12 protein-coding genes are annotated in these 12,862 nt (G+C 44.0%); all 12 read right to left on the reverse strand.

The window, feature by feature from the left end:
- Nucleotides 1–22 precede the first annotated feature (22 nt).
- The 12 genes from QV280_RS10580 to rlmD all read right to left on the reverse strand — a co-directional run bounded on the left by QV280_RS10580 (nt 23) and on the right by rlmD (nt 12,779).
- Entirely contained in the window at nt 23–850 is an 828-nt protein-coding gene (locus QV280_RS10580) for a peptidoglycan DD-metalloendopeptidase family protein (RefSeq protein WP_023405015.1), read from the reverse strand.
- Between the two features lie 4 nt (nt 851–854).
- On the reverse strand, nt 855–1,481 hold the full coding sequence (locus tag QV280_RS10585) for a protein-L-isoaspartate(D-aspartate) O-methyltransferase (RefSeq protein WP_023405014.1): 627 nt from the start codon (nt 1,479–1,481) through the stop codon (nt 855–857).
- Nucleotide 1,482: 1 nt separating this feature from the next.
- Complete coding sequence (gene surE / locus QV280_RS10590; protein ID WP_152819447.1) at nt 1,483–2,223, reverse strand: 5'/3'-nucleotidase SurE; 741 nt, start codon at nt 2,221–2,223, stop codon at nt 1,483–1,485.
- 8 nt (nt 2,224–2,231) lie between these two features.
- Complete coding sequence (gene truD / locus QV280_RS10595) at nt 2,232–3,263, reverse strand: tRNA pseudouridine(13) synthase TruD (protein ID WP_021712273.1); 1,032 nt, start codon at nt 3,261–3,263, stop codon at nt 2,232–2,234.
- Between the two features lie 16 nt (nt 3,264–3,279).
- Nucleotides 3,280–3,762 carry a 2-C-methyl-D-erythritol 2,4-cyclodiphosphate synthase gene (ispF, locus tag QV280_RS10600; RefSeq protein ID WP_021712274.1) on the reverse strand — a complete coding sequence of 161 codons (483 nt, stop codon included), beginning with the start codon at nt 3,760–3,762 and terminating at the stop codon, nt 3,280–3,282.
- Between the two features lie 2 nt (nt 3,763–3,764).
- Nucleotides 3,765–4,415: a 2-C-methyl-D-erythritol 4-phosphate cytidylyltransferase gene (gene ispD / locus QV280_RS10605; RefSeq protein WP_052029630.1), complete on the reverse strand. Its 651-nt coding sequence runs from the start codon at nt 4,413–4,415 to the stop codon at nt 3,765–3,767.
- 68 nt (nt 4,416–4,483) lie between these two features.
- Nucleotides 4,484–4,759 carry a cell division protein FtsB gene (ftsB, locus tag QV280_RS10610; RefSeq protein ID WP_021712276.1) on the reverse strand — a complete coding sequence of 92 codons (276 nt, stop codon included), beginning with the start codon at nt 4,757–4,759 and terminating at the stop codon, nt 4,484–4,486.
- A 315-nt stretch (nt 4,760–5,074) separates the two neighbouring features.
- A complete protein-coding gene (gene eno / locus QV280_RS10615; protein ID WP_021712277.1) occupies nt 5,075–6,373 on the reverse strand; it encodes a phosphopyruvate hydratase in 1,299 nt (432 codons plus the stop codon).
- A gap of 83 nt (nt 6,374–6,456) precedes the next feature.
- The gene (locus tag QV280_RS10620) at nt 6,457–8,097 is read right to left on the reverse strand and encodes a CTP synthase (RefSeq protein WP_152819446.1); all 1,641 of its coding nucleotides are present in this window, start codon (nt 8,095–8,097) and stop codon (nt 6,457–6,459) included.
- Nucleotides 8,098–8,248: 151 nt separating this feature from the next.
- Nucleotides 8,249–9,070, reverse strand: a complete 822-nt coding sequence (mazG, locus tag QV280_RS10625; RefSeq protein ID WP_023405010.1) for a nucleoside triphosphate pyrophosphohydrolase — start codon at nt 9,068–9,070, stop codon at nt 8,249–8,251.
- 72 nt (nt 9,071–9,142) lie between these two features.
- The gene (relA, locus tag QV280_RS10630; RefSeq protein ID WP_152819445.1) at nt 9,143–11,365 is read right to left on the reverse strand and encodes a GTP diphosphokinase; all 2,223 of its coding nucleotides are present in this window, start codon (nt 11,363–11,365) and stop codon (nt 9,143–9,145) included.
- 100 nt (nt 11,366–11,465) lie between these two features.
- Nucleotides 11,466–12,779 carry a 23S rRNA (uracil(1939)-C(5))-methyltransferase RlmD gene (gene rlmD / locus QV280_RS10635; RefSeq protein ID WP_152819444.1) on the reverse strand — a complete coding sequence of 438 codons (1,314 nt, stop codon included), beginning with the start codon at nt 12,777–12,779 and terminating at the stop codon, nt 11,466–11,468.
- Nucleotides 12,780–12,862: the final 83 nt, after the last annotated feature.

The raw sequence follows: 12,862 nt of genomic DNA on the forward strand, positions 1-12,862 counted from the left end.
GTGCATTTTCAAATGCTATCTGTCAGGGTAAATATCTCTCCGGGTTAACGGATTTTCCTTGATACCTAATTTCAAAGTGCAACTTGACGCCATTGGTACCTGAACTGCCCATAGTGGCAATTTTTTGCCCTGCGGTAACTTGCTGTCCCTCATGGACTAGCAACTTATCATTGTGAGCATAAGCACTAAGATAGTTGTCGTTGTGTTTCACGATAATCAGGTTTCCATAACCACGTAACGCATTACCCGAATACACAACACTACCTTTGGCAGTTGATATAACAGCTTGTCCACGCTGACCGGCAATATCAATCCCTTTGTTTCCTGTTTCGCCAGAGGAGAACTTGTTAATTACTCGCCCTTTCGTTGGCCATTTCCAAGACGCAATTTTTTGGTTTGATGATGCGGTTGATGTTACAGCACTGTTAACACCTTGTTTAGAGCTAACATACTCCTTTGTTGAATGCTTATCAACCTTTGCATGTGCACTTTTTTGCATTGTGCTAGAGGTCTTATGAGTGTGACTGGTAGGAGCGCTAGCCACCGCAATGGATTTACTTGAAGTATAAGCTGGAGTTTCTGGATACCACAGGCGGATCCTCTGTCCAATCCGCAGAGTATAGGGGGCTTTTAGATTATTAAACCGAATCAGACCGTTAACATTCCGATCAGTCACATAGGCAATATAATACAGCGTATCGCCTTTTTTTACCGTGTAATAACTACCACGATAACTACCTCGATCAGCTTGTTTATAACCACGATGATTACTTGTTTGTCCACTAGGCGCACAACCTACTAGTGAAACAATCATTAAAGCAGCAATGACTAAGCGTAATAATCTTTCCATAAACCTAAGCCAGTTCTCCCTGAACTAAAGGTACAAACCTAACGTTTTCAATAATTTCAGAGCGAATACCCGACTCTTGTTTGACAATTTTCAGCAATTGCTGATCCGTTTCACCAATAGGAATAATCAAGCGACCACCAATGGCTAACTGATCCACTAATGCTTGTGGCAATTCAGCGGCGGCGGCAGTCACTATAATGGCGTCAAAGGGAGCATGAGCACTCCAACCTTTCCAACCATCACCATATTTTGATGACACGTTATAAATATCAAGCTTAGCTAATCTGCGCTTAGCATCCCATTGCAGAGTTTTGATTCTTTCAATGGTATGCACTCGCTCAACTAACTGTGCTAACACTGCTGTTTGATAACCTGAACCTGTTCCCACTTCTAAGACCTTAGAGTGGTATTCAAGTTCAAGCAACTCTGTCATTTTTGCGACAATATAAGGCTGAGAGATGGTCTGCCCATTACCAATCGGTAAAGCATTATTGTCATAAGCCTGATGACGCATAGCCTCAGACAAAAAAAACTCGCGCGGTAAACTTGCGATAGCCTTTAAGATTGTCACGTCCTGAATACCTAACAATTGCAGGTGTTCAGAAAGCCGTTGTGCTTGATAATGTCCCATTCTATCCTTTTAGCCAACTGTCCATACTAAGCAGTGATTCGTGCGCTGTCAGATCAACTTGCAAAGGCGTAATGGAAACATGCTTGTGCTCGATAGCATAAAAATCGGTTCCCATACCCGCATCTTGCTCTTTCCCTGGAGGCCCTAACCAATACACTTGCTTGCCTCTAGGATCGAGCTGTTTGATCATAGTTTCAGCATGATGTCTTGCGCCCAGTCGCGTCACTTCCGTTTCTGTAATCGCATCCCATGCCACATCGGGCACATTCACATTCAATAAACGATTGGTCGGAATCGGTTTGCTGAGATGTTGCTCTACTAACTGACGGGCAATCTTAGCTGCCGTCTTAAAGTGTGTGCTACCTACTAGTGATATTGCAATGGATTGAACACCTAAAAAGTGCCCTTCCATAGCAGCTGCCACCGTACCTGAATACAACACATCATCTCCCAGATTCGCACCGTGGTTGATGCCACTTAATACAAGATCTGGGTAGTCATCTTTCATTAATTCATTTAACGCAAAATGCACGCAATCTGTTGGGGTACCCTGTACAGAAAATACATTTGGCTCTATCTCATCCACTCGTAGCGGGTTTTCGAGAGTCAATGAATTAGACGCACCACTACGGTTTCTATCGGGTGCGACAATCACGATATCGGCAATCTGTTTTAGCTCTTCGGCAAGTACTCGAAGACCTTCGGCATGCACGCCATCGTCATTACTTAATAAAATTTTCATGCAATCCCTTAGTCAAACGAACGTTCAAACGGGATCTCTTCAACGACCTCTCGCATAATAGAAGTAGCGAAACAGCCAGAGTCTAACCAGAACTTAATCACTACTTGGTCGCCTTCACTAGACCAAGTTAATTGCTCAGGGATCAGTTTGATGATTCGGCGATCATGACGCATGCGATTGCCTCGGATCAAGGCCATCAAATCAGGTTCGGCATCTACTGCAACTTGTTCTATCTCTAGCGCTTTATTTGCCGTTGGCAAGGCATTATCACCCGCTAAAGCGGCCGTTATTGCGCCAAGGCTTGGCGCATTGGCAAGTGTCGCTTCATCCAGCAACACAGTGCCCGTAGAAGAGAGCAATACATCGCCGAGAATAGCGCTATCAAAGCACTGCTGCTCTATGCGTGCCGACACGATTTGGTTGAAAATCCATGAACGAGCTGTAGAAAGGTACAAGCTGCGTTTGTTTTGATTACGAGTACGTACGTTATCACGGCCCCAACGACGAGCTTCATCAAGGTTATTGCCGTTATTACCAAAACGTTGCGCGCCAAAATAGTTTGGCACACCTTGCTCAGAAATGGCTTGTAGACGTGCTTCTACCGCTTCAACATCGGTCACTTCACTTAGAGTAAGCTCAAATGAGTTACCTTTTAGATCGCCTGGACGCAATTTTTTATTGTGTCTGGTGGTCTCTAAAATTTCGATGCTTGGGTGCATTTGGGTAAACAAAGCAAAGTTAAGATCATCACTTTTAGGAAGATGTACACTTAACCACTGCTCAGTAACAGCGTGGCGATCTTTCAATCCAGCCCAGCTTACATCTTTTGATTTTACGCCACAGAATTTGGCCAGTTCGTTCGCCACAAAGCTAGTGTTCTCACCGGTTTTGCGTACTCGTAGCATTAAGTGTTCACCACTGCCTGCCAACTCAAAACCGAGATCTTCTTTAACCACAAAGTGCTCAGCTTTTGCTTTTAATTTTGCTTTTGCTTGTGGCTTACCGTGTAAATAAGCCAAGTTTGATAATATGTCACTCATAAGATGGAGTGCGCCTCTAATTATTAGGGTGTTGGATCAGAACCACAGCTTCTACTGCAATTCCTTCTTTGCGTCCGGTGAAGCCCAAACGCTCTGTTGTGGTGGCTTTCACATTCACATTGCCGATCTCTGTTTGTAGATCTTCGGCAATGGCATTGCGCATAGCTTGAATATGAGGTGCCATTTTAGGGGCTTGCGCCATAATGGTCACATCTAGGTTGCCCAGCACATAGCCTTGCTCTTTCACTAGGCGATACACTTCTTTTAACAGTTCACGGCTGTTCGCACCCTTCCATTTATCATCAGTATCAGGGAAGTGGTAACCAATATCGCCTGCGGCGATAGCCCCTAACAGCGCATCACTGACCGCATGTAAGACAACATCACCATCAGAGTGAGCCAAAAGCCCTTGTTCATACGGAACTGAAATCCCACCAATAATGATTGGGCCTTCACCGCCAAATTTATGTACGTCAAAACCATGTCCAATTCGGATCATAATTACTCCTGGGTTGTCGTCGCAGTTAAATAAAACTCAGCCAAAGCTAAATCTTCAGGTTGGGTCACTTTAAGGTTGTCCGAACGTCCCTCTACCAACAACGGAGATCGCCCTATAAGCTCCATACAAGACGCTTCATCTGTGACAGGATGATGATTGTGCAAAGCGGATTGTAAAGCGCTATGTAGTTCAGGCGTACGGAACATTTGTGGTGTTAATGCATGCCATAGATGCGCACGTTCGACGGTAGAATCGATTTCATTGTTGCTCGATGAGCGCTTCATGGTATCGCGAACTCGAGCGGCCAAAATAGCGCCAACGCCATGTTGCGTGCCTTGCTCGATTAATGAGGTGATATTGTCCAAGCACACATTCGGTCTGGCAGCGTCATGCACTAACACCCAATCTTGATAACCTTGCTCGATAAGATGATTGAGCGCACTTAATACTGAGTCACTGCGTTCTTTGCCACCCGCAACGCGGGTAACTAAAGGATGACACGCCAGAGAGGTATCAGAAAAGTATCCATCGTTTTCACTAATTGCTACTACCACCTCTGATATTTGAGGATGTGATAACAACTTCTCTATTGTGTGTTCTAGGATAGTTTTCCCATGCAGCATGAGATACTGTTTCGGCTTATTCGCCTGCATCCGACTACCGACTCCGGCAGCGGGGACAATAGCTATATATTTATTCAAGTTGAAAACCGCTTGTAAAGTTAGTCGGTATCGATGATTCGATAAAAGGTTTCACCTTTTTTAACCATGCCAAGTTCATGACGCGCTCGTTCTTCAATAGCATCAAGGCCTTGTTTAAGGTCGTCAATTTCAACAAACATTTCATCATTGCGCTTGCGTAATTCAGAGTTTACAGAGCTTTGTATCGCTACCTCATCTTTTACTTGGCGATAATCATTCACACCATTCTTACCAATCCACAGCGTAGCCTGCATCAGTAATAGTAAGCAAAATAACAATATAGAAAATAAACGCACGACAAAATCCTTACTTAATCGCCAAGGGTTCAAACCAATTATGCTTATCCAGATACGTTATTATTTCGCCTTAAACGGGCAAACATACTCAACAGCGTATTTGGATTGGCATTATCCTCAGCCAATTAATATTTATAACATATTCAGCTAATAGACGACACGCATCTGGGTTAATGACGAGAAAAATACGCCAATGATGCGAAAAATACAAAAAAAAACACCCCGCTAACGCGAGGTGTTTAAAAGTATATGCAAATAATTCAACATTGTTATTGCAATAATCTGATGACTCAGTTACCGCAATAAGTTAGTAAATTATTGGCCTTTAACTTCTTTAAGACCGTTGAAAGGAGCACGTTCACCTAGTGCTTCTTCGATACGGATAAGTTGGTTGTACTTAGCAACACGGTCAGAACGGCTCATAGAACCAGTTTTGATTTGGCCTGCAGCAGTACCTACCGCTAGATCAGCGATAGTTGCATCTTCAGTTTCGCCAGAACGGTGAGAGATAACTGCTGTGAAACCAGCATCTTTAGCCATCTTGATTGCAGCTAGAGTCTCTGTAAGTGAACCGATTTGGTTGAACTTGATTAGGATTGAGTTAGTGATACCTTCTTTGATACCGCGCTCAAGGATCTTAGTGTTTGTAACGAATAGATCGTCACCTACTAGTTGAAGCTTGTCACCTAGTAGTTCTGTTTGGTGCTTGAAGCCAGCCCAATCAGACTCGTCAAGACCGTCTTCGATAGAAACGATTGGGTATTGGTTAGCAAGGTCTTGTAGGTAGAAGTTAAATTCTTCAGAAGTGAAGATTTTGCCTTCGCCTTTCATGTTGTACTTGCCAGTTTCTTTGTCGAAGAACTCAGAAGCAGCACAGTCCATAGCAAGAGTAACGTCTTTACCTAGCACGTAACCAGCAGCTTCTACAGCTTCTTTGATTGCAGCTAGAGCAGCAGCGTTAGACTCAAGGTTTGGAGCGAAACCACCTTCATCACCAACTGCAGTGTTAAGGCCTTTAGACTTAAGTACTTTAGCTAGGTTGTGGAATACTTCAGCACCGATGCGTAGTGCTTCTTTAAGAGTTTTAGCGCCAACAGGTTGAATCATGAACTCTTGGATATCAACGTTGTTATCAGCGTGCTCGCCACCGTTGATGATGTTCATCATTGGTAGAGGCATAGAGAATACGCCAGGAGTGCCGTTTAGTTCAGCGATGTGCTCGAACAAAGGCATGCCTTTTGCAGCTGCAGCTGCTTTAGCGTTCGCTAGAGATACAGCAAGGATAGCGTTAGCACCGAACTTAGATTTGTTTTCAGTTCCATCTAGGTCGATCATTACTTGGTCAATAGCAGCTTGGTCTTTTGCGTCTTTGCCGATTAGAGCATTAGCAATGTCGCCATTTACAGCAGAAAGAGCTTTAAGTACGCCTTTACCTAGGAAACGAGACTTGTCGCCGTCACGTAACTCAAGAGCTTCACGAGAACCAGTAGATGCGCCAGATGGAGCAGCAGCCATACCTACGAAACCGCCTTCAAGGTGTACTTCAGCTTCTACTGTTGGGTTACCACGTGAGTCGATAATTTCACGACCTAGAACTTTAACGATCTTAGACATTAAATGTTTCCTCTTATAATCAAAAAAATGTCAATTTTTAAGGGGTGCTATAAAAATCCGCTCAACACCCCTTGCATCCTTTCTTACTTTTCGAATTCACCGCGATGGTATTGACCAGCTGCTTTAACGAAACCTGCAAACAATGGGTGACCATCGCGAGGAGTCGATGTGAATTCTGGGTGGAATTGTGCCGCTACGAACCAAGGGTGCGCAGGGTTTTCTACTACTTCCACCAGTTTTTTGTCTGCTGATAGACCTGATACTTTAAGACCAGCTTTCTCAATCAACGGACGTAAATTGTTGTTCACTTCGTAACGGTGACGATGACGCTCATGAATTTCAGCGCTACCGTATAGCTCGTATGCTTTAGTCCCTTTCTCTAGGTGACATAGCTGTGAACCAAGACGCATTGTACCACCAAGGTCAGAAGTTGCATTACGCTCTTCAACTTTACCTTCGCTATCAACCCATTCAGTAATCAAGCCTACCACAGGATTTTTAGTGTCTTTATTAAATTCTGTTGAATGTGCATCTGCAAGGTTAGCAACGTTTCGTGCAAACTCAATCAGTGCCACTTGCATACCTAGACAAATACCAAGGTATGGGATTTCATTTTCACGTGCATATTGTGCCGCGCGAATCTTACCTTCAACACCACGATCGCCGAAACCACCAGGAACAAGAATTGCGTCAAGACCAGCCAGTACTTCAGTACCTTTGCTTTCAACATCTTGTGAATCTACATACTTAATATGGACGTTAAGACGGTTTTTCAACCCTGCATGTTTTAATGCTTCGTTAACTGACTTATAAGCATCTGGTAATTCGATGTATTTACCCACCATACCAATGGTCACTTCACCCGTTGGGTTAGCTTCTTCATAGATAACTTGTTCCCATTCAGACAAATCAGCTTCTGGAGCGTCAATACCAAAACGAGTACAAACAAGATCATCTAGACCTTGAGATTTGATCAGTTGTGGGATTTTGTAGATTGAATCTACATCTTTCATTGAGATAACTGCTTTTTCTTGTACGTTACAGAATAAAGCAATTTTCTTACGCTCGTTTGCAGGAACCATGCGGTCACTACGGCAAACAAGAATATCTGGTTGAATACCAATTGATAGCAACTCTTTAACCGAGTGCTGAGTTGGTTTGGTTTTCACTTCACCCGCAGCAGCTAGGTAAGGAACTAGAGTCAAGTGCATGAACATCGCACGCTCACGGCCTAATTCAACCGCTAGCTGACGAATCGCTTCCATAAATGGTAGAGACTCAATATCACCGACTGTGCCACCCACTTCAACGATAGCCACGTCGTGGCCTTTAGAACCAACGATTACGCGGTCTTTGATCGCATTAGTAATGTGAGGAATAACCTGAATAGTCGCACCTAGGTAATCACCGCGACGTTCAGCTGCTAGTACGTCTGAGTAAACACGACCTGCAGTAAAGTTGTTGCGCTTAGTCATCTTGGTACGAATGAATCTTTCGTAGTGACCAAGGTCAAGGTCAGTTTCAGCGCCATCTTCCGTGACAAACACTTCACCATGCTGAGTCGGGCTCATAGTACCCGGATCAACGTTGATGTAAGGGTCAAGCTTCATCATGGTCACTTTAAGACCACGAGCTTCTAAAATAGCAGCCAATGATGCTGCTGCAATACCTTTACCGAGTGAGGAAACAACCCCGCCAGTAACAAAAATGTAATTTGTCGTCATGTTTAACCTGAAATTGGTTGAATGAGGGAAATGGATATCTTCTAGACGGGATGTAAATATACCAGAAGCCCTTTATCGCCACAACGTGAAACTTATCACAAGCCTTTTTTTAATTTTTTGCTTCAAATCAAATCAGCCTGTTTCGGCGATTTTACTTCCGTTCATCTAGCTTCACTAAGTCCCACAGCGAATCTAAATATTCTAGATCACACTCGTCCAATAATTTACCTTGTTCGCGCACTTTTTGCTCTACGGCTTTAAAGCGACGTTCAAACTTATTATTGGCTTTAGCCAGCGCAACTTCGGGGTTGCAATTCAAGTGTCTGACAAGGTTGACGGTGGCAAATAACAGATCGCCCAACTCATCTTCCACTTTATGTTGCTCAACCGTGACTTGCAGAGCTTCATCTAAAACTTCTTGTACTTCTTCATGCACTTTATCCACTACCGGCCCAAGACTATCCCAATCAAAACCATGTTTAGCACATCGTTTTTGGATTTTATTGGCGCGACTTAATGCCGGCAAAGACTTTGGTACAGAGTCTAGAATACTTTTTTCAACATTGCCTAACTGGGCTTTTTCTTTCGCTTTTTCCGCTTCCCAGTTGTCATTTATTTCTTGTTCGTTAGCAAATTTAGCATCTGAAAAGACATGCGGGTGACGGCGCACTAATTTTTCATTGAGTACATCAACCACATCGCCGAAATCAAACAAATCTTGCTCTTTGGCCATTTGCGAATAGAAGATTACTTGAAACAGTAAATCGCCTAACTCTTCCTTTAGATTATTCCAGTCCTTGTTGTGAATAGCATCCACGACTTCGTAAGTTTCTTCGATGGTGTGCGGCACTATGCTATCGAAATCTTGCTTAATATCCCATGGACAGCCCTGCTTTGGGTCTCGTAGCGTAGCCATGATAGTAAGCAGTTGTTGAATGGAGTTTGCCGAAGTGTTTGCTGTTTCAGATGACATGGGAGTTCCAATTTATTGATAAAAAAGCCCCTAATAAGGGGCTTAGTAAATTTACGATTTGATACAAATAAGTTAGCCAAGACGCTTAACGGATATCACATCTTTGATTTGCTCGATGCGTGATTGTACGCGAGAGCTGATTTCAATATTACTGACTTGAATATCCAAATCCATGATGGCTAATTGACGTTTGTAATCCGTGCGAGAACGCATGCTGGCGACCTTGAGCTTCTCATTGGTAATAAGCGTAGTAATGTCCTTTAACAGACCCGTACGCTCAAGGGCTTCCACTCGCAAGGTCAGTATAAACGACCCCACAAAACCACTCCCCCACACCGTATCGATAATACGCTCTGCGGCATGCAATCTAAGCTCGTTTAATTGTTCACAATCACTGCGATGCACTGAAATGCCGCGACCTTGGGTAATATAACCACTGATGCGATCGCCTGGAATCGGCTGACAACAGCGCGCCAAGTGAGTCATTAAGTTGTCTACCCCTTCCACCACTACTGCGTCTTTGTGAGGCTTGCTCGCAACGGGCATAGTGGAGTCTGGGCTTTTTAACTTAGCCAGTGCTTGTTTGTCTTCTTCTTCCGCGGTCGGTTTATTGACCACTGCATTGATGTGATTGATGACTTGGTTGATACGCAAATCACCACTACCAATACCCGCATAAAGCTCATCGACTGAATTGACGTTAAAGCGCTTCAGCGTAGATGCATCCGCATCTTTTAAATTTGCGCCAATTTTAGACAGCTCATGCTCAAGGATCTCTTTGCCTGCAACAACGTTTTTCTCACGGCCTAGTTTTCTAAACCATGCGTTGATTTTGGCGCGCGCACGACCTGAATGTACAAAGCCCAGTGAAGGGTTTAACCAATCACGAGAAGGGTTGGGTTCTTTTTGCGTGATGATCTCGACCTGATCGCCCATTTCTAGCTTATGGGTAAACGGCACAATGCGACCACCAACTTTGGTACCAATACAACGGTGCCCAACTTCAGAGTGAATGTGGTAAGCAAAATCTAGTGGCGTTGCTCCCATAGGCAAATCGACCACATCACCGCGCGGGGTAAAGGCATACACGCGATCGTCAAAGACTTGCGAGCGCAGTTCATCCAGCATTTCGCCAGAATCGGACATCTCTTCTTGCCAATCCAGTAGCTTACGTAGCCAAGTAATTTTCTCATCGTAGCCACTGCGCCCGCCAGATGCGCCTTCTTTGTACTTCCAGTGCGCCGCCACGCCAAGCTCAGACTCTTCATGCATCTGCTTGGTACGAATTTGCACCTCAATGGTCTTGCCTCCAGGGCCAAGAACCACGGTATGAATGGATTGATAACCATTAGGCTTAGGGTTTGCTACGTAATCATCAAACTCACTTGGCAGGTGTTTATATTTGGTATGAACAATCCCTAATGAGCCATAGCAATCTTGTAATTCATCGGCAATGATACGCACAGCACGAACATCAAACAGCTCATCAAAGGCGAGCTTTTTCTTCTGCATTTTGCGCCAGATACTAAAGATATGCTTAGGACGACCACTGACTTCTGCCTTGATGTTGGTCCGCTTCATCTCATCTTTTAATGAAGCGACAAACTCTTCAATATAGTGTTCGCGGTCTATGCGACGCTCAGCCAGTTGTTTAGCGATTTTCTTGTATGTGGTTGGATTTTGATAGCGGAAAGCATAATCTTCGATTTCCCACTTAAGCTGACCAATGCCGAGGCGGTTAGCTAGAGGCGCATAGATATTGGCGCACTCTTTGGCGACCGCTTGGCGCACCTCATCGGGTGCATTTTTGACTTCACGTAGATTACAGATACGCTCAGCCAACTTGATGACCACACAGCGGAAGTCATCAACCATAGCTAAGAGCATACGTCTGACGTTATCAACTTGAGAAGAAGCGCTGCTGTTTTCTAAAGATGCGTTGAGCTGACCGATAGCAGCCATCTCTTCCACACCTTCGATAAGCTTGATAATTTCTTGTCCGTAGCGCTCTTTAAGCTCTTCGGTATCAAACAAACCACTAGATACCACAGGGAACAACTGAGCCGCCAACAACGTAGCTCTATCCATTGATAAGGTGATTAGGATTTCTATCATCTCTCGTCCACGCCACAGCAATAATTCCTTTTGCTCATGGGTAGCCAACATCTCTTCACAATCAATATAGAGCTTGCGCAGTTTATTCTCTGTTTTTTGCCCCTGCTGTAGGCTCTCGATCCAAGAATCGAGTTTAAATTCTTCATCCTTTTTTATGTGCGCACTGCGAACCGCAACCATACCTCTTCCCTAAATTACTCTACGTTTACTCTTACTATCATTGATACCACAGTATACCCTTTGCAGGATTCTGCTGTTTAGCAAAACCCAGAAATTTGCGCTATTTCTCAAATAACACCATAGATTCAAGGTGCCCGGTATGTGGAAACATATCTAACACCTTCATTTTCACTATTTTGTAGCCTTGTTTTAGCAAAGATTCACTGTCACGAGCTAAGGTGGCAGGGTTACAAGAGACATACACAATTTGCGTGGCGCCAAACTGCGACAGTTGTTCAACCACACCAGCTGCGCCTGCTCTTGCCGGATCAAGCAAGATTTTATCAAAGCTTTCTTTAGCCCAAACTTCTGTGCCTGTTAGCTCAGCAAGATTGGCTTGATAAAAGTGTGCATTGTGAATACCCAATGATTGAGCATTATTGTTGGCGCGAGAAACCATCTCATCGACCCCTTCAATGCCGACCACAGCCGATGCCTTTTTGCTTAGTGCAAAAGTAAAGTTACCAATCCCACTAAAGAGGTCTAACACTCGATCACTGTCTTGCACATCTAACCATTCAATGGCTTGTGCGACCATTTGTTGATTGACTGAGCGATTGACTTGAATAAAGTCAGTTGGCAAGAAATCTAACGCAACACCGGACTCTTCACATATTGGCGATTCGCCACACAGTTGTTCTGGCTGACTGTGTCCTTGATGCAAATATAAGGTCAGCTGTTTTTGCTCGGCAAATTGCACGAGCAACTGACGGTCTTTCGCTCGCAACTCAGCGCTAGTACGCAGCAAAAGTACACTGCCGTTATCGGCTTGCACCAACTCTAAATGCCCCAGTATTTTAGGCTGTGAGATTTTTTCTAACACTGGCTTAATCAAAGGCATAATTTCGGCCAAAGGCTGTGCAACCACAGGACAAGTGTCTAGCGACACAATGTTATTGCTTTGACCTTCCCTAAACCCAAACTGCAATCTATTCTTTTTGATATCCCATAACAGGCTGATGCGAGCTCGACGACGATAATGGATGTCCTGCGCAATAATAGGCGCTTCTAAAGTGTGCTCTGGCGCAACTTTCGACATCATTTTGCTAAAGGCTTGCTGTTTTACCGTCAGTTGTTGGGCATAGGGCATATGCTGTAGAGAGCAACCGCCACATTGAGAAAACTTAGGGCAAAAAGGTTCGATTCGTTCATCGCTGCTTTTTAACAGTTTAATCATCTTAGCGCGGATGAATTTTGATTTGGTTTCTATGGGTTGGCACACCACTTGTTCACCGACCATAGTTCCGGGAATGAATACAGGCTTTCCTTGGCTATACGCCATACCAGCACCTTGATTGTCATATTTTTCAATCGTTAGACTTAGGTGTTTTTGAGTGCGATTGGTGTTTTTTTGCGGTTTATAAAAGTTAGCCATAAAGGTGCCTAGTAATTTTAACGGTCATACATCAAGCTTTTCGCTACATTTTTAGCCTGACTCTGTTCTTAGGAAGCAATTTT

This window comes from Vibrio sp. B1Z05, assembly GCF_052955985.1.